General features: G+C 65.5%; 18 protein-coding genes. 12 read left to right on the top strand and 6 right to left on the bottom strand.

Annotated features, from left to right (window positions below):
- Positions 1-40: 40 nt before the first annotated feature.
- Genes ybgC through pal form a run of 6 tightly spaced genes read left to right on the top strand, consistent with a single transcriptional unit; the run spans position 41 to position 4,337 of the window.
- Positions 41-490, top strand: a complete 450-nt coding sequence (ybgC, locus tag WJS89_RS09325; RefSeq protein WP_346340666.1) for a tol-pal system-associated acyl-CoA thioesterase — start codon at positions 41-43, stop codon at positions 488-490.
- Positions 491-537: 47 nt separating this feature from the next.
- Complete coding sequence (gene tolQ / locus WJS89_RS09320; RefSeq protein WP_346340665.1) at positions 538-1,194, top strand: protein TolQ; 657 nt, start codon at positions 538-540, stop codon at positions 1,192-1,194.
- Positions 1,195-1,647, top strand: a complete 453-nt coding sequence (gene tolR / locus WJS89_RS09315; RefSeq protein WP_346340664.1) for a protein TolR — start codon at positions 1,195-1,197, stop codon at positions 1,645-1,647. It begins immediately after the preceding gene.
- A complete protein-coding gene (locus tag WJS89_RS09310; RefSeq protein WP_346340663.1) occupies positions 1,644-2,453 on the top strand; it encodes a hypothetical protein in 810 nt (269 codons plus the stop codon). Before tolR ends, WJS89_RS09310 begins: the two co-directional genes overlap by 4 nt.
- A gap of 8 nt (positions 2,454-2,461) precedes the next feature.
- Positions 2,462-3,799 (top strand): Tol-Pal system beta propeller repeat protein TolB, encoded by a 1,338-nt coding sequence (tolB, locus tag WJS89_RS09305; RefSeq protein ID WP_346340662.1) that lies wholly within the window; start codon positions 2,462-2,464, stop codon positions 3,797-3,799.
- 22 nt (positions 3,800-3,821) lie between these two features.
- On the top strand, positions 3,822-4,337 hold the full coding sequence (pal, locus tag WJS89_RS09300) for a peptidoglycan-associated lipoprotein Pal (RefSeq protein WP_346340661.1): 516 nt from the start codon (positions 3,822-3,824) through the stop codon (positions 4,335-4,337).
- A 58-nt stretch (positions 4,338-4,395) separates the two neighbouring features.
- Here pal and WJS89_RS09295 read toward each other — a convergent pair whose 3' ends face one another.
- Positions 4,396-4,707 carry an SEL1-like repeat protein gene (locus tag WJS89_RS09295; protein WP_346340660.1) on the bottom strand — a complete coding sequence of 104 codons (312 nt, stop codon included), beginning with the start codon at positions 4,705-4,707 and terminating at the stop codon, positions 4,396-4,398.
- A 117-nt stretch (positions 4,708-4,824) separates the two neighbouring features.
- The gene (panC, locus tag WJS89_RS09290) at positions 4,825-5,658 is read right to left on the bottom strand and encodes a pantoate--beta-alanine ligase (protein ID WP_346340659.1); all 834 of its coding nucleotides are present in this window, start codon (positions 5,656-5,658) and stop codon (positions 4,825-4,827) included.
- Positions 5,659-5,718: 60 nt separating this feature from the next.
- Between panC and WJS89_RS09285 the strand changes: the two genes are divergently transcribed.
- The gene (locus WJS89_RS09285) at positions 5,719-6,504 is read left to right on the top strand and encodes a division plane positioning ATPase MipZ (RefSeq protein WP_346340658.1); all 786 of its coding nucleotides are present in this window, start codon (positions 5,719-5,721) and stop codon (positions 6,502-6,504) included.
- Positions 6,504-7,871, top strand: a complete 1,368-nt coding sequence (gene pgmG, locus WJS89_RS09280) for a phosphoglucomutase/phosphomannomutase PgmG (protein ID WP_346340657.1) — start codon at positions 6,504-6,506, stop codon at positions 7,869-7,871. The genes WJS89_RS09285 and pgmG overlap by 1 nt, the downstream gene beginning before the upstream one ends.
- Before the next feature lie 4 nt (positions 7,872-7,875).
- Here pgmG and WJS89_RS09275 read toward each other — a convergent pair whose 3' ends face one another.
- The 3 genes from WJS89_RS09275 to WJS89_RS09265 are packed head-to-tail and all read right to left on the bottom strand — an operon-like array spanning position 7,876 to position 10,683.
- Complete coding sequence (locus WJS89_RS09275; protein WP_346340656.1) at positions 7,876-8,988, bottom strand: NAD(P)-dependent alcohol dehydrogenase; 1,113 nt, start codon at positions 8,986-8,988, stop codon at positions 7,876-7,878.
- A gap of 25 nt (positions 8,989-9,013) precedes the next feature.
- On the bottom strand, positions 9,014-9,682 hold the full coding sequence (locus tag WJS89_RS09270) for a hypothetical protein (RefSeq protein ID WP_346340655.1): 669 nt from the start codon (positions 9,680-9,682) through the stop codon (positions 9,014-9,016).
- Positions 9,682-10,683, bottom strand: a complete 1,002-nt coding sequence (locus tag WJS89_RS09265) for a ligase-associated DNA damage response exonuclease (RefSeq protein ID WP_346340654.1) — start codon at positions 10,681-10,683, stop codon at positions 9,682-9,684. The genes WJS89_RS09270 and WJS89_RS09265 overlap by 1 nt, the downstream gene beginning before the upstream one ends.
- Before the next feature lie 58 nt (positions 10,684-10,741).
- On the opposite strand from WJS89_RS09265, the gene WJS89_RS09260 reads away from it, so the two are divergent.
- The 4 genes from WJS89_RS09260 to pdeM are packed head-to-tail and all read left to right on the top strand — an operon-like array spanning position 10,742 to position 14,494.
- Positions 10,742-10,927, top strand: coding sequence for a hypothetical protein (locus WJS89_RS09260; RefSeq protein ID WP_346340653.1), 186 nt, complete (start codon positions 10,742-10,744; stop codon positions 10,925-10,927).
- Positions 10,924-13,338, top strand: a complete 2,415-nt coding sequence (locus WJS89_RS09255; RefSeq protein ID WP_346341199.1) for a ligase-associated DNA damage response DEXH box helicase — start codon at positions 10,924-10,926, stop codon at positions 13,336-13,338. The genes WJS89_RS09260 and WJS89_RS09255 overlap by 4 nt, the downstream gene beginning before the upstream one ends.
- A gap of 11 nt (positions 13,339-13,349) precedes the next feature.
- Positions 13,350-13,805, top strand: a complete 456-nt coding sequence (locus WJS89_RS09250) for a hypothetical protein (RefSeq protein WP_346340652.1) — start codon at positions 13,350-13,352, stop codon at positions 13,803-13,805.
- Between the two features lie 26 nt (positions 13,806-13,831).
- Positions 13,832-14,494 carry a ligase-associated DNA damage response endonuclease PdeM gene (gene pdeM, locus WJS89_RS09245; RefSeq protein ID WP_346340651.1) on the top strand — a complete coding sequence of 221 codons (663 nt, stop codon included), beginning with the start codon at positions 13,832-13,834 and terminating at the stop codon, positions 14,492-14,494.
- Here pdeM and pabB read toward each other — a convergent pair.
- Positions 14,471-16,252: an aminodeoxychorismate synthase component I gene (gene pabB, locus WJS89_RS09240; protein ID WP_346340650.1), complete on the bottom strand. Its 1,782-nt coding sequence runs from the start codon at positions 16,250-16,252 to the stop codon at positions 14,471-14,473. The genes pdeM and pabB overlap by 24 nt on opposite strands.

Below are 16,252 nucleotides of genomic sequence, written 5' to 3'. Positions count from 1 at the left end.
ATGCTTTCGCGGCGAATCGAGCCGCGTTAAGAGGCGCGTCATGACGCTCACCCCCGCTTCCGGTGCCTTCGAAGGCAAAACGCATCGCTTTCCGGTGCGCGTCTATTTCGAGGACACCGATTTGTCGGGAATCGTCTATCACGCCAACTATCTGCGCTATTTCGAGCGCGCGCGTTCCGACATGCTCCGGCAGGTCGGCATCGACCAGCGCGCCGCGCACGACGAGGGGTTGGGCTCCTATGCGGTCACGCATATGGACATCGACTGGAAGGCGCCTGCGAAGCTCGACGACGCGCTGATCGTCGAGAGCATTGTCCGCACGGTACGCGCCGCCAGCTGCCTTATTCAGCAGCGAGTCATGCGCGACGATGAACTTCTGGCGCAAGCGAAGGTCACCGCCGCGTTTCTATCACCAGGTGGGAGGCCGCGACGGCAACCTCCCCAATGGATCGAGAAATTCCGCGCCGTCGAAGAAGGGAATGACGTTTGAACGCTGCCGGCCTCACGATCGCGAGCCTCACACCATCCGAAAACCTGATGAGCCCGCTCACGCTGTTCCTCCACGCCGACATCGTGGTCAAAGCCGTCATGCTGGGCCTGCTGATCGCAAGCGTCTGGACGTGGGGGATCATCTTCACCCACGCCTCGCGCCTGTCGAGCGCGCGCAAGGCCTCGCGCAAGACCGCCGAGGACTTCTGGAAGACCAAGAATATCGATGATTTCCTCGAGCAGCACCGCAACGACAAGACCGTCGCGGCGCGGATCCTGCGTGCCGGTACCGATGAATTCCATCGTTCGACCCGTGCGGGCGCGGTCGATCGACCCGCCGTGCGCGAACGGATCGCCGTCGCCACCGAAGATGCGATGGCGGGCGAACTCGAGAAGCTTTCGGATCGCCTGAACTTTCTCGCCACCGTCGGCTCGGTCGCGCCCTTCGTCGGGCTGTTCGGCACCGTCTGGGGCATCATGCGCTCCTTCACCGCGATCGCGGGGGCAAACAACACCTCGCTGGCGGTCGTCGCGCCGGGCATCGCGGAAGCGCTGTTCGCGACTGCTATCGGCCTGTTCGCCGCCATCCCCGCGGTCATCGCCTACAACCGCCTCACCCACCGCCTCGACACGTTCGAGAACGAGCTGGTGCGCTTCTCCGACCGGTTCCAGGCAACGCTCAGCCGCCAGCTGGAGCGCGCCTGAATGGCGATGGGCGTCGCCACTTCCGGCAAGCGCGGACGGCGCGGTCGCGGTCGGCGGGCGCCGATGGCCGAGATCAACGTCACGCCGCTCGTCGATGTCATGCTCGTGCTGCTGATCATCTTCATGGTCACCGCGCCCCTGCTGGTCGCCGGGGTCGCGGTGGATCTTCCCGAAAGCCGCGCCGAGACGCTCGACCAGAATAACGAACCCGTCCAGCTGTCGATCGACGGCGAGGGAGTCATTTCGATCGATGACGAGACGGTCGCGGACGACGAGCTTTCCGCGCGCCTCGCCGCCATCGCTGCGGAACCCGCGCCCGAGGAAGGCCGCCGCGTCTACCTGCGCGCCGACCGCACGCTCGACTATGGCCGCGTCATGCGCGTGATGGGCGAGCTCAATGCCGCGGGCCTCAATCGCGTCGCGCTCGTCTCGGTCGGAGAGGGAGAGCGGTGAAGCTGGACGTCGGCGAATGGGGCGGCAACGCCATGGCGCTGACCCTGCACGTCGCGCTGGTCGCGGCCCTTAGCCTGTCGCTCGCCAAACCAGCGCCGATGGTCGAAAGCGCGCCCGTCTTCGTCGAGTTCGTCGACGAGGTCGGGCTGCAGGCGTCCGCTCCCTCCCCGATCCCGCAGGAAGCGGCTCGTTCGCAGACGACCGACCCGGTCGAGGACGTGCCCTTGCCGCCCGAACCGCTCCCCGAACCGGCCCGTATCGAACCGACGCCCGCGCCGAGCCCGCGCCCGACGCCGACGCCGCGCCCGCGCGAGGCCGCGCCCACGACGGCACGCACCCCCGAGCGCCCGGCTCCGACGCGCCCGTCGCGACCGGCGCGGCGCAATCCCGGCCTTGAAGACATTCTCGACGGCGTTCCCGACGGCAACAGCCGCCGCGGCCAGGCGTCCAACCCCACGCCCGCCGCACCGACCTATAGCGCCGCGGCGCAGGCCAATGTCGCCAGCGTCATCGCCCGCCAGGTGCAGCCCTGCGCCAACCGCCAGATCGACCCCGGCCCCGGTGCCAACCAGATCAAGGTGACGCTCGATCTGCGTCTCGATCGGTCGGGGCGGCTGGCGGGCTCGCCCCGCGTCATCTCGACGACCGGCGTCAACGGCGACAACAGCCGCTACGAACAGCGGGTCAAGGATCTCGCCATCGCCGCCTATCAGGGTTGCGCACCCTACGACGGCCTGCCCGCCGATCTCTACGATACGCCATCGGGCGGCTGGAAACAGGTCCGCGCCAGCTATAGACTTCCGTGACAGGAGACATGATGCACAAGCTCATCCGATTGATCGCCGTTCTCGCGCTGCTGGCCCCGCTGCCCGCGGCCGCGCAGGATACAGGCCCCGTGGAAGTCGATGTCGTCGGCGGCCAGCAGGCGGCACAGCCCGTCGCGGTGCCGCAGTTCGCCGCGCGCGGTCCCGCCTCGGGGCCCGTCGGCAATATCGACACGCTCTCGAACAACGTGGCGGTCGTGATCTCCAACCAATTGCGCCGCACGGGTATCATCACGCCCATCGGCCCGGTCGGCATCCGGCGTCTGCGTAACGAGGAAGTGACCGCGCCCGACTTCAACGACTGGCGTCGCTCGGGCGCAAGCGCGCTGGTGACAGGTTATACCGAATATACCGGCGATGGTCGCCTGACGGTCGCCTGCTACCTGTTCGACGCCGTCACGGGCCGCGAACTGGTGCGGCAGGGTTATGCCGTCGCGCCGTCGGACTGGCGCCGCGCCGCCACGAAGTGCGCCGATGCCATCTATTCGCGCCTTTCCGGCGAGGAGCCGTTCCTCGACACGCGCGTCGTCTATGTCGCCGAGACGGGCGGCAAGGCCAACCGCACCAAGCGCATCGCCATCATGGATTCGGACGGCGAGAACCACCGCTATCTGACCGAGGGCCTCGAGACGGTGCTGACGCCGCGCTTCAGCCCGACCGGCCGCCAGCTCGTCTACATGAGCTACAAGGGCCGTCGCCCGCGCAGCTACGTGCTCGATCTCGACACGGGCCAGTCGCGCCTTCTCGTGCCCGGCACCGCCTTCACCTTCGCACCGAGCTATTCGCCCGACGGTCGCCAGATCGTCTTTTCGATGGCCGAGGACGGCAATACCGACATCTATGTCGTGGGCGCGAATGGCGGAACGCCGCGGCGGCTGACCACGATGCAGGGCGTCGATACCGCACCCAGCTTCTCGCCCGACGGCCGCCAGATCGTTTTCGAAAGCGATCGCTCGGGTTCGCAGCAGCTCTACGTGATGAACGCCGACGGCTCGAACCAGAAGCGCATCAGCTTCGGCGGCGGCCAATATGCCTCGCCCGCCTGGAGCCCGCAGGGTAACCGCATCGCCTTCACCAAGATCGGCGGCGGCCAGTTCCGCATCGGCGTGATGAGCCCGAGCGGGGGCGGCGAGCGGCTGCTGACGAGTGCCTGGCAGGACGAGGGCGCCAGCTGGGCGCCCAACGGCCAGTTCGTGATGTTCCATCGTACCGACCGCGGTTCGGGCGATGCGACCCTCTATGCCGTTCCCGTGAACGGGGGTAGACCGCGTATCATGCCGACTCCGCTCGGGGGATCCGACCCCAGCTGGTCGCCGTTGCAAAACTGATTGTTGAACAGGAGTTCCTGCTATGAAGAAACTGCTACTCGTGACGGCGGCCTGCGCCGTACTCGCCGCCTGCGGCTCGAAAGATGACGACGTCGTCTCCGCATCGGGCGATATAGTCGAGGATACGACCCCGTCGAATACTGTGGCCGATGATGATCTCGATCTGGTCGAACTTCCGGGCGCGCAGGCGGACCTCATCGCCGCCGCCGGGTCCGACACCATCTATTTCATGACCGACCAGTACAATCTGGAGAGCGATGCGCGCGCCACCTTGGAAGCGCAGGCGCGCTGGATGATCGCCAATCCGAGCGTCAATGCCTCGATCGAAGGCCACGCCGACGAGCGCGGCACGCGCGAATACAACCTCGCGCTCGGCGAGCAGCGCGCCAACGCGGCGCGCGAATATCTCGTCTCGATGGGGGTTCCCAACAACCGCTTGACCACGGTCAGCTGGGGAAAGGAACGGCCGGTCGCGCTTGGCTCCGACGAACAGGCCTGGGCGCAGAACCGTCGCAGCGTGACGGTCGTCGTCCGCTAACGGCCGACCCGTTTGAAAGCGAGGGGCGCTCGGGAAACCGGCGCCCCTTTTTTATGGTCTACGCGGCGTAGCGGTTGGCAGCGCCCGCGCCACCCATGCTGAGGAACGCCCGCGCGCTCTTCTGCGCTTCGGCGATCTCGCGGGCGGTCATTTCGACGCTGATCTCGGCACGGCACTGCTGCGAGCGCGTGTCGCCATTGAGGGCGCCGAGGTTGAACCACTTGTGCGCCTCGATGAGGTCGACGGCGCAGCCGCCGCGGCCCGTCGAATAAGCGACGCCCAGTTCGAAAAGCGCGTCGACGTCCCCGTGCATCGCATCGTCGATGCGGCGTTCGATCATGAGGTCGGCGGTTGCCTGATGGATTGCCATGTCGTCGTCTCCCTGTTGCCGGCAGCGACCTTCCCCGCCGCTTCCGATGCACCAGTGATCGCGATTCGATGCTGACAAATGGTTAACGCGGCAAAAACTTGGCCCGCACCGCCAAATTCATCCTGCAATATTATCGATGAGACGGACGTTGCCGAGCGTGGCCGCGGCTATCAGGCGCGAGTCTTGCGACGCGGTTTCCAAGGGTTCGAGCGTGTCGGGATCGACATAGGCAAGATAGTCGATCGGCGCGAAGCCCGCCTTCTCGAGTTCGCCCCGTGCCATGGTCAGCGCTGCCTCGACGGGGTCGCCGACCCGGATCGCATCGCGCGCCTGCATGAGCGAGCGCGCCAGCTGGGGCGCCGCTTCCCGCTGGGCCTCGGACAGTAAGGCATTGCGCGACGACAGCGCCAACCCATCCTCGGCGCGTACGGTTTCCAACCCCACGATCTGTACGCCGAGATCAAGATCGGCATTGAGACGGCGGATGAGCGCCAATTGCTGGAAATCCTTTTCGCCGAAAACGGCCGCGTCGGGCCGCACGTTGGTGAACAGCTTCGTCACGACCGTCGCGACGCCGTCGAAATGGCCGGGGCGATGCGCGCCTTCCCACCGGCCGGTGATGCCCGCAACATGGACGCTGGTGGCGAACCCCGGCGGATAGAGCGCCTCGGGCGTCGGTAGCCAGACCAGGTCACAGCCCGCGCCTTCCAGCATGGCGGCATCGGCCGCCTCGTCGCGCGGATAGCGTTCCAGATCGCCCGCATCGTTGAACTGCAGCGGATTGACGAAGATCGATGCGATGACCGTATCGGCGGTCTCGCGCGCGGCATTGACGAGCGCCAGGTGGCCCTCGTGCAGCGCGCCCATCGTCGGGACGAGCGCGACCGTTCCGCGCGCCCTTGCCTCCGCCAGTGCCTCGTTCAATTCGTGTTTGTCCCGAATGATTTGCACGCGCCCTGCCCCTCCGATAAGGCTTGAAAAACAGGAATTCTTCTAAGGGGCAGCGAGGCCATGGGCCAGCCGCATTTCATTATCTTCGCCAATGAGAAGGGCGGCACCGGCAAGTCCACGACCGCCGTTCATACCGCCATCGCGCTCGCCGCGTCCGGCTACAAGGTCGGCGCGCTCGATCTCGACCAGCGCCAGCGCACCATGACGCGCTATCTGGAAAACCGTGCGGCGACGGCCAAGCGCATGGACGCCGATCTGCCCATGATCGCCTATGAGGTCCTCGAGGAACGGACCGACGAGGCATTCGACGCCGCGCTCTCGCGGGTCGCCACCGGCGCGGACTTCGTGATCGTCGACACGCCGGGACGCGACGACGACATGGCGCGCACCGCCATCCTGTTCGCCGACACGCTCGTCACACCGATCAACGACAGTTTCGTCGATCTCGACCTCATCGGGCAAGTCGATCCCGACACCTATGCGGTCACCAAACCCAGCTTCTACGCGGACCTTATCTGGCAATCGCGCCAGCGCCGCGCCAAGGAGCTCGGCCGCAGCGTCGACTGGGTGGTGCTGCGAAACCGCCTTCAGCATGTCGAGAGCCACAACAAGGAGCGGATGGGCCAGGCCCTCTCGCAGCTTGCCCCGCGCGTCGGCTTCCGCGTCATTCCCGGACTCGCCGAGCGCGTCATCTTTCGCGAACTGTTTCCAAAAGGATTGACGCTCCTCGATTTCCCGCACCTCACCGGCGTCGGCATCGCTCATGTCGCCGCTCGGCAGGAATTGCGCGAGATGGTCTCGGGTTTGGGCCTCACCGATCCCGCCGAAAAGAAGAAAGCCAGCTGATGACCCATCGCTTCGACCCGTCGATCCTGCGCCAGTACGATATCCGTGGGGTGGTCGGCGATACCCTGAGCGAAGACGATGCGCGCTTGCTCGGCCGGGCCTTCGCCACGAAGGCCTCGCAGCACGGCGTCACGCGGCTCGCGGTCGGACGCGACGGGCGGGACCATGGACCGGCGATGCAAAGTGCGCTGATCGAGGGTCTTCGTGAAGGAGGGATCGACGTCGTCGACGTCGGCATGGGTCCCTCGCCGATGCTCTATTATGCGGTCGAGACGCTCGACGTGGGCGGCGGCATCCAGGTCACCGGCAGCCACAACCCCTCCGACTATAACGGCTTCAAGATGCTCTTGGGCGGCGGCTCGATCCATGGCGAAGCGATCCAGGAATTGGGCCGTATCGCCGAGGGAGGCGACTGGAATTCAGGCAGCGGTTCGCTCGGACAGGCCGACGTTCTCGACGATTATGTCGCGCGGCTGACGCATGATTTCCAGGGCGGCGCTTTCCGGATCGGCTGGGACGCGGGCAACGGGGCGGCGGGTCCGGCCCTCGAACAGCTGATTGCGGCGCTACCGGGCGAACATCACGCCATCTACACCGAGGTCGACGGCGCTTTCCCAAATCACCATCCCGACCCGACGGTCGAGAAGAATCTGGAAGATCTGAAGGCGCTCGTTGCCGAGAAGGACCTCGACTTCGGTATCGCCTTCGACGGTGATGGCGACCGTATCGGCGCGGTCGACGGAAAGGGCCGGGTAGTCTGGGGCGACCAGATCCTGATGCTACTCGCGGCCCCCGTGCTCGAAGCGCATCCCGGCGCGACGATCATCGCGGACGTCAAGGCGTCCAAGACCTTCTTCGAGCGGGTCGCGGATCTGGGCGGCGAACCCTTGATGTGGAAGACGGGCCACAGCCTCATCAAGGCGAAGATGAAGGAAACCGGCGCGCCGCTGGCAGGCGAGATGAGCGGGCATATCTTCTTCAAGCACCGCTGGTACGGCTTCGACGATGCGCTCTATGCGGCGGTCCGCCTCATCGAGGCGATCGCGGCCTCGGGGAAGAGCCTGACCGAACTGGTCGATGCGATGCCCAGAAGCGTGGCGACGCCCGAGATGCGGTTCGAGGTCGGTGGAAAAGACAAGTTCGCCGTCGTTGATGCGCTGCTCGCCAATCTGCGCGCGCAAGGTGCGGACATCGACGACACCGATGGTGCCCGGGTCACCACGCAGGACGGCTGGTGGCTCATCCGCGCCTCGAACACGCAGGACGTTCTTGCGGCGCGCGCGGAGGCAGACGACGAAGCGGCGCTGGAACGACTGGTGGCGATGATCGACGCCGAACTCTCCAAACTCGGCGTCGAACGCAGCTAGCCGCCTACTCGCGCCCGACGACCTCGCCGCGCACCGGCTGTTCCAGCTTCTCGTCGCCATCGGCGGCCTTCAGCAGGCTCATGTCGATGACGTGGCGGAAGCGGACATTTTCGTTCTTCATCCGGTCGAACGCCTCGTTGATGTCTTCGGGCGCGATGAGGGTAACGTCGGGCTTGATGCCGTGCTCGGCGTAGAAATCGAGGATTTCCTGCGTGTCCTCGACCCCGCCGATGAGGCTGCCGGCCAGCTGGATGCGGTTGAAGACGAGCGGCGCCATGTTGATGTCGTCGAACCCGATGATGTTGCCGACGATCGCGATCGTCGTGTTCTTCTTCATGAGGCCGACATAGGGGTTGATGTCGTGCTTGTAGGGAATGGTCGAGAGGAGGAAGTCGAGGCTCATCGCGGCCTTCTTCATTGCCTCCTTGTCGCTCATCACGATGACCTCGTCGGCGCCGAGATCGCCCAGGATCTCGTCCTTCTTTTCCGGTGAAGTGGTGAGCGCTACGACATGGGCGCCCAGCGCCTTGGCGGTCTCGATCGCGAGGTGCCCGAGGCCGCCGATGCCCGCGATGCCGACGCGGTCGCCCATCTTGACGCCCCAATGCTTCATCGGCTGGTAGGTGGTGATGCCCGCGCACAGGATCGGCGCGGCTTCCTCGGGCTTGAGGCCGTCGGGGATCTTCACCACGAATTCCTCGCGCACGATGATGCCGTCCGAATAGCCGCCGTAGCTGTTGGTGCCGTCGGGGTTGGCGGGGCCGTTATAGGTCGCGGTGAACCCCTTCGGGCCGGTGCAATATTGCTCCTCGCCCGCGGTGCAATTGGCGCATTCCTGGCAGCTGTTGACCATGCAGCCGACGCCGACCTTGTCACCCTTGGCGAATTTCTCGACGCCCTCGCCGACCTCGGTGACGGTGCCGACGATCTCGTGGCCGGGAACGCAGGGGTAGACGCTGTTCTTCCAGTCGTTGTTTACCTGATGAAGGTCCGAATGACACACGCCGCAATGCGAGATCTCGATCGCCACCTCGCCCGCGCGCAGCGCTTCGCGCTCGAATTGGACCGGGATCATCTTCGCGCCGGCCTTGAGCGCGCCATAGCCATGTACCTTCATGTTCGTCTCCTTTTGCAACTTTCTATCAAGCGTCGGGAGACGCGGGTCGTTCCGAGCCGTCGAGACAATCGGAAAGTTGCTCGCGGTCGGCGAGCTTTCGGGCGGCGACATTCTGACCGGGGCCCGGCGGCACCGTGCCGATCAGGCAGACGGGTCCGTCGAGGCGCACGACACCCAGGACCGAACGATCGGCGCTCATCGGGTCGGGCTGGGCGACGTTCATCCGCACGATCATCGCACGGGGATCGCTAGAGCCCTCGGCCGACCGCCACTCGACGGTGCGCCCGAGATCGTTGAACGCGCCCTTGGCGATCTGTTCGGAGAGCGCCAGTTCATGCTCGGTCCCCTCGGCATCGATGAGAACGAGATTTTCGCGCAGGTCGGACTGGGTGTAAGTCAGCTTCCAGCCGCTAGGCCCCTCGCAGCTCTCTTCGAAGCCGCCGCCTTCCTCGTAGAGCCGGACCGTCGTGCAATCGCCAAGGTCGCTATATTCACTGTTCGAGGGCGCCGGATCGCGCACCATCGCGCCGTTTTCATCGAGCCGCACTTCGGCATCGCCCTCGGGTACCGTTTCGGCATCGCTGCCGGCGGGCGCCGTCGCGTCGGTATCGCTCTCGACGGTTTCACTCTCGACATCGCCGCTGCCGCAAGCGGCGAGCAGCAGCGCGCCGCCGATGACCATCAGTTCACGCATCAATCGTCCTCCTCTTCACGGCCCAACAACCGAAGTTCCCGGGCCTTGATCTGTCGTGTCAGGCACCAGTGCTTGAGCGCATCCTCGCGACCGTGGGTGATCCATACCTCGCGCGGCGCCACCTCGCGGATCGTCGTGGTCAGCTCGTCCCAGTCCGCATGATCCGAAATGATCAGCGGCAGCTCGACATTGCGCTGGCGGGCGCGCTGGCGGACACGCATCCACCCCGACGCCATCGCGGTCACCGGATCGGGGAGCCGCCGCGCCCAGCGGTCGTTGAGCTGGCCCGGTGGGCAAATGATGATGCGGTCTCTGAGCTCGTCCTTCGGCGCGCCCGTCGCGGGGCGCAGTTCGCCAAGATCGACGCCAAGCTCTTCATATAGGTTGCACAATCGCTCCATCGCACCGTGATAGTAGATGGGGGCGTCATGGCCGCGCAGCCGCAACTCCTTCACGACCCGCTGCGCCTTCCCGAGCGCATAGGCACCGACCAGCACGCAGCGCCCCGGTTCGTCGTGGAGACGCTTCAACAGACGATCCACTTCCGCCCCGGTGTCGGGATGACGGAAGACGGGCAATCCGAAGGTCGCCTCGGTAATGAAGATGTCGCAAGGCGTGACGACGAAAGGCTCACAGGTCGGATCGCTCCGGCGCTTGTAGTCGCCCGACACCACCACCCGCTCGCCCTGATAGTCGAGCACAATCTGCGCCGAGCCCAGCACATGGCCGGCGGGCACGAAACTGACGTCCACCTCGCCCACGCGCTGCGTCTCTCCATATTGGACGGGCTTCTCGGTCTGCTCGCCGTAACGCACGCCCATGATCGCCAGCGTCTCGGGCGTCGCCCAGACCGCGCCATGCCCGCCACGCGCATGGTCGGCATGGCCGTGCGTCACCAGCGCCTTGTCCTTGGGCTGCATGGGATCGACCCACGCGTCGGCGGGCTTCACGTAGATACCTTCGGGGAAAGGCTCGATCCAGGAACCCAAACGCGTGCTCATGCCGTTATAGCAAGCGAGACGCCGGTTCGTTCCGGCGAGCAATCGAAAGGAAATTCTTATGCCCGAGGGACTTGGCTACATCGCCATCATCGGTGCGGCGCTGATCGCGATCGTCATTCTCTATGCCATGAGCCGTAACAAGGCGAAGGACAGTTCCGCCGACGTGGCGCATACTGAGCGTGCGACGCACGAGCTTTACGAGGAAGAACACCGGGCCGCCGAACGCCGCGACGGTGAGGTCTGAGCGCAGCGCTTCCTGACACGGTAAAAAACTGGTTCGCGCGTCGCGACTGGCGGCTGCGCGACCATCAGGCAGGTATGCTCGATGCCGCGCGCGCGGGCGAGCATGCGCTGCTCGTCGCGGCGACGGGAGCGGGCAAGACGCTGGCGGGATTCCTGCCGAGCATCGTCGACCTCATTGAAACGCCCACCGACGGGCTCCACACTCTCTACATCTCCCCGCTGAAAGCGCTGGCGGTCGACGTCCAGCGCAACCTGTTGACGCCGATCGAGGAGATGGATCTCCCCATCCGCGTCGAGACGCGCTCGGGCGACACCCCGTCCAACCGCAAGCAGCGCCAGCGCACCCGCCCCCCGCAGATGCTGCTGACGACGCCCGAGAGCCTGTCGCTGCTCCTCACCTACCCCGACGCCGAACGGATGTTCGCCGGCCTCAAGACGATCATCGTCGACGAGATCCACGCATTCGCCAAGGAAAAGCGTGGTGACTTGCTCAGTCTCGCGATGGCGCGCTTGCAGAAGCTGTCGCCCGCTGTCCGCCGCGTCGGCCTGTCCGCCACCATCGCCGACCCCGATGCCTATCGCGCCTGGCTCGCCCCCTATGGCGACATCGACGCGGTGCGGCTCGTCGAAGGCAAACCCGGCGCCCCCGCCGACCTCTCGATCCTCATTCCCGAGGAGCGCGTCCCATGGTCGGGCCATTCGGGGCGCTATGCCGCTGCCCAAGTCCTCGACCTCATCGACCAGCACGGCGCGAGCATCATCTTCTGCAACACGCGCTCGCTTTGCGAGCTGATCTTCCAGGACTTGTGGAGCGCGAACGACAAGCAGCTTCCGATCGGCGTCCATCACGGATCGCTCTCGAAAGAAGCGCGGCGAAAGGTCGAACTGGCGATGGCCGACGGGCGATTGCGCGGACTCGTCGCCACCGCCAGCCTCGACATGGGATTGGACTGGGGCAACGTCGATCTCGTCGCACAGATGGGCGCGCCAAAAGGTTCGAGCCGCCTGCTCCAGCGCGTCGGCCGCGCCAATCACCGGTTGAACGAGCCATCGAAGGGCATGATCGTCCCCGGCAACCGGTTCGAATATCTCGAAGCACGCGCCTGTCTCGACGCCATTGCCGATGACGAACTCGACCCCGAGGACTTCCGGCCCGGCACCCTCGACGTCCTTGCCCAGCACGTCATGGGCATCGCCTGCGCAGGGCCGTTCGACAGCGCCGAACTGCTCGACGAGGTGCGTTCCGCCGCGCCCTATGCGGGTCTCACCGAAGAGGTATGGGAGCGCATCCTCCACCTCAATTCGACCGGTGGCTACGCGCTCAAGGCCTATGACAAATATCAGCGGCTGACCGAGGATGCGCCGGGAAAATGGCGCATCACCAAGCCGATCGTCGCGCAGAAGCATCGCCTCAATGCAGGCGTCATCGTCGACAATGTCATGATGGACGTGCGCTTTCGCAACGGGCGCAAGATCGGGCGGGTGGAAGAAACGTTCGGCGCGACGCTCACCGTCGGCGACGCGTTCTTCTTCTCGGGCCTCAGCCTCGAAGTCGAAGGCTTCAAGGACGCCGACATCATCGTGCGCGCCTCGACCAAGAACGGAAGGATCGTCAGCTATGGCGGTCAGCGGATGAGCATGTCGACGCATCTCGCCGCTCGCGTCCGCGGCTTCCTCGCCGACCGCTCGCAATGGTCGCGCTTTCCCGATGACGTGCGCGAATGGCTCGACGTCCAGTCGCGCCGCTCGGTCCTGCCCGAACCGCACGAACTGCTTGTGGAAACCTTCCCGCACGAGGGGCGCCATTTCATGGTCGCCTACAGTTTCGACGGCTGGAACGCGCACCAGAGCCTCGGCATGCTGCTCACCAACCGCATGGACCGCGCGGGCCTCAAACCCTTGAACTGGGTCGCCAACGATTATGCCATCGCGGTCTCGAGCCTCGAACCCGTCACCGATCCGCAGACGCTCTTTTCCGCCGACATTCTTGAGGACGAATTCAAGGAATGGGTCGAGGAATCGCATCTTTTGAAACGTGCCTTTCGCGAAGTCGCGGTGATCGGCGGCCTCGTCGAACGCCAGCACCCCGGCCAGCGCAAGACCGGCAAGCAGGTGAGCTTCTCGACCGATCTCATCTACGACGTCCTCAAGAAATACGAGCCCGACCACCTGCTGATGCGGGCGGCGTGGGACGATGCGCGCGCGCGGATGACCGAACTGGGGCGTCTCGTCCGCCTTGTCGAGCGGGCGAGCGACACGATGGTTCACGTCACCGCCGAGCGCGTTACGCCGATGGCGGTGCCGCTGATGGTCGTGATCGGCCGCGAACAGGCCCCCGGCGGCGCGGCCGACGAAGCGCTTCTGGTCGAGGCGGAACAGGCGCTTATCGACGCCGCGATGCGGCTCGATTAGGACGTCAGGCCATGCGCTATTTCTGCGACACCGAATATGACGGCTTCGGCGGAAGGCTGATCAGCCTGGCGCTCGTGCCCGAAGACGGGGGCGAGGAATTTTATACCGTCATCGCGCCGGCAGAGGCGCAAAGCGAATGGGTCCAACGCCACGTCGTTCCCTACCTCTTCACCGTTCCCGAAGCGCTGAAGGACGGCCCCGTCTCCCGCGAACAAGCCGCCCGCGCCCTCGCTTATTATCTCGCGCACGACCCCGAACCCGAAATCCTTGCCGACTGGCCCGAAGACCTTGCGCATCTCGCCATGCTCCCCGTCATCGGCCCGGGCGAGATGATCACCATACCGCCGCTCACGCTCAAGTTGATGAACCTGTCGGGCTTCTCGACCGCCGCGAACAGCGCCGTCCCCCACAACGCGCTTCACGATGCGCGCGCGCTACGCGAGCATGTCACAAATCACTTGGCGTGAATCGCTCGGCCTGATTATGAGGGGGTATGGTTCCCCTTTCGTTCTCTGGTCGTAACTTTAGCGTGCTCCCGTCGGGCGCGCTCTATTGGCCTGAGCAAGGTGCGCTGCTGCTCGCCGATCTGCACTTGGAAAAAGGCAGCTGGTTCGCGCGCTTCGGGCAGATGCTCCCGCCGTACGACAGCCAGGCGACGATCCAGTGGGTCGACGACGACATCGCCGCCACGGGCGCGCGGGCCGTCTATTGCCTCGGCGACAGTTTCCACGACAGTTTCGGCTGCGACCGGTTGCCCACGGCAGCGCGCGAGCATCTCACGCGGCTGACGGGCAGTGTCGATTGGGTGTGGATCACCGGCAACCACGACGCCGGCATGATCGATCATTGCGGCGGGCGGATCGAGGTGGAGATGGTCGTCGAGGGACTGGTGCTCCGCCACGAGGCCGAGGCGCACGAGACGCGCCCCGAATTGTCGGGCCATTTCCACCCCAAGCTTCGCCTCAAGGCCCGCGGTCGCCGGGTGTCGCGCCGCTGTTTCGTGGCCACCGAGACCAAGATGATCCTGCCCGCTTATGGCGCCTTTACCGGCGGTCTCGACGCGAACCATCCGGAAATCCTGAAGGCCATGGGCGGCGATGCCAGCGCGCTGGTGCCGATCTCGGACCGCGTCCTACGCTTCCCGCTCGCTGCCTGAGCCGGCCACCAACCGCGCTTTCATCAACCCGCGCGCCGAATTGCCGATGCAGAATTTGCTCGCGTTGCGAAGATCCTCGACCCGCACGTCGCCTTCGATTGCCTTGCCTTCGTCGATCAGCTTCTGCCGCAGCACGCCGGGTAGCAACCCGCGCGAAAGCGGCGGGGTCACGAGCATTCCGTCCTGCTCGACGAACAGGTTGGTGAAGCTCCCTTCGGTGAGAAAGCCGTCGGGATCCACGAACAGGGTTTCGAACGCGACGTCGGGCTCGCGCGCCGCGTCGTAGAAGGATCGCGCGCTCGTCTTGTAGCGCAGCCGCATGTCGCCCGGATCGACCGGAAGCGGCTTCACCTGGACACTGACCGGCTCGGTCGGCGGCGCGTCCTTCGGGCGAATCTCGATGGCGATCGCGCCGGTCTTGCTGGCCAGCAACCGCATCATCGCTTCTTCGCGATGTCCGAAGGTCGCGGCCTGCAATTCGTTGCGGGCGTCGTGACGATCGAACGCGAAGCCGAGGTCGGCCGCTGTCTCCTTCAGGCGCAGCAGATGCCGCTCGAGTTCAACCACCCCTTCCATGGGGTCGTACCCCATCGTCTCGATCAGATCGAACTCGTTCGCCGCCCCGTTCACGAATACCCCTTTAAGCAAACATTCGTCCCACTCATCGCTGGGGACGGAATCGACCACAAGCCCCGATCCCAATCCGAGCACGGCCTGTGGCCTGCCCGCTACAATCTCGATAGTACGGATCAACACGTTAAACGCCGCATCCCCAGCGCCATCTTTACCGGGCGGTGCGATCCACCCCATCGATCCCGTGTAGGCACCGCGCGGGTGCGGCTCGAGATCGTGGAGCGCGCGCATCGCGGCGATCTTGGGGGCGCCCGTCACCGATCCACAGGGGAAAAGCGCTTCGAGCACGTCGACGGCATCGAGACCCTCGCGAAGTCGCGAGGTGATGCGGCTGACCATCTGATGGACGGTCGGATAGGTCTCCACCGCGAACAGTTCGGGCACCTCGACGCTGCCCGTCTCGGACACCCGCGCCATGTCGTTGCGCAACAGATCGACGATCATGAGATTCTCGGCGCGCTGTTTTTCATCGCTGCGCAGCCGCTCGATCTCCCTGCGATCGGCGGAATCATCGCGGCGGCGGCGCGCGGTGCCTTTCATCGGACGCGTGGAAAGCAGGCCGCCTTCGATCTTGAAGAACTGTTCGGGAGACAAGGAGACGAGCGCACCGTCCGCGTGCACCATCACGCCCCCCCAGCCGCCGCCCCCGCGCGCGGCCAGGCGCGCGTAGAGCGCCAGCGGATCGCCTCCCACATGTAGGCGCGCGGGAAAGGTCAGATTGGCCTGATAATAGTCGCCCGCGAACAGCGCCTCGCGAACGGTTGCGGCGGCGGCGAGATAATCCGCACGGTCGATCGCGGGCCTCGCCGCCGACCAGACCGCGGGGCCGGCAGCATCGAGAAACGATCCGCGCCCAACACGCGTGGGCGCATCGAAGACACCGAAGCAGACCAGCGGACCCTCGCCGCATCGCTCGAGGTCTGCCGTCGCGGGGTCGAGCGCATAGCCGGCCTCGTAGGCGAGATATCCAGCGACATGATGACCCTTCGCGAGGGCGCCGCGAAGCCGGTCGAGCGACGCCGGGACGTCCGTCACGCTACGTGCGACGATCGTCTCGTGCGGCGCATCGAACAGCAATGCCTCGCCCTCGGCCGGCATGCGGGCATCGTCGAACAGGATCCACAT

Source organism: Sphingomicrobium aquimarinum, assembly GCF_039655735.1.
Classification (GTDB): domain Bacteria; phylum Pseudomonadota; class Alphaproteobacteria; order Sphingomonadales; family Sphingomonadaceae; genus Sphingomicrobium; species Sphingomicrobium aquimarinum.
Note: the sequence above shows the minus strand (reverse complement) of the source record. Positions and strands in the feature narration are given on the sequence as shown.

What these genes read in the sequence shown, in the direction of transcription:
- ybgC (WP_346340666.1), top strand. Translation starts at nt 41, where the DNA reads ATGACGCTCACCCCCGCTTCCGGTGCCTTCGAAGGCAAAACGCATCGC.
- tolQ (WP_346340665.1), top strand. Translation starts at nt 538, where the DNA reads ATGAGCCCGCTCACGCTGTTCCTCCACGCCGACATCGTGGTCAAAGCC.
- tolR (WP_346340664.1), top strand. Translation starts at nt 1,195, where the DNA reads ATGGCGATGGGCGTCGCCACTTCCGGCAAGCGCGGACGGCGCGGTCGC.
- tolB (WP_346340662.1), top strand. Translation starts at nt 2,462, where the DNA reads ATGATGCACAAGCTCATCCGATTGATCGCCGTTCTCGCGCTGCTGGCC.
- pal (WP_346340661.1), top strand. Translation starts at nt 3,822, where the DNA reads ATGAAGAAACTGCTACTCGTGACGGCGGCCTGCGCCGTACTCGCCGCC.
- WJS89_RS09295 (WP_346340660.1), bottom strand. Translation starts at nt 4,707, where the DNA reads ATGGCAATCCATCAGGCAACCGCCGACCTCATGATCGAACGCCGCATC.
- WJS89_RS09285 (WP_346340658.1), top strand. Translation starts at nt 5,719, where the DNA reads ATGGGCCAGCCGCATTTCATTATCTTCGCCAATGAGAAGGGCGGCACC.
- pgmG (WP_346340657.1), top strand. Translation starts at nt 6,504, where the DNA reads ATGACCCATCGCTTCGACCCGTCGATCCTGCGCCAGTACGATATCCGT.
- WJS89_RS09275 (WP_346340656.1), bottom strand. Translation starts at nt 8,988, where the DNA reads ATGAAGGTACATGGCTATGGCGCGCTCAAGGCCGGCGCGAAGATGATC.
- WJS89_RS09270 (WP_346340655.1), bottom strand. Translation starts at nt 9,682, where the DNA reads ATGCGTGAACTGATGGTCATCGGCGGCGCGCTGCTGCTCGCCGCTTGC.
- WJS89_RS09265 (WP_346340654.1), bottom strand. Translation starts at nt 10,683, where the DNA reads ATGAGCACGCGTTTGGGTTCCTGGATCGAGCCTTTCCCCGAAGGTATC.
- WJS89_RS09260 (WP_346340653.1), top strand. Translation starts at nt 10,742, where the DNA reads ATGCCCGAGGGACTTGGCTACATCGCCATCATCGGTGCGGCGCTGATC.
- WJS89_RS09250 (WP_346340652.1), top strand. Translation starts at nt 13,350, where the DNA reads ATGCGCTATTTCTGCGACACCGAATATGACGGCTTCGGCGGAAGGCTG.
- pdeM (WP_346340651.1), top strand. Translation starts at nt 13,832, where the DNA reads ATGGTTCCCCTTTCGTTCTCTGGTCGTAACTTTAGCGTGCTCCCGTCG.
- pabB (WP_346340650.1), bottom strand. Translation starts at nt 16,252, where the DNA reads ATGTGGATCCTGTTCGACGATGCCCGCATGCCGGCCGAGGGCGAGGCA.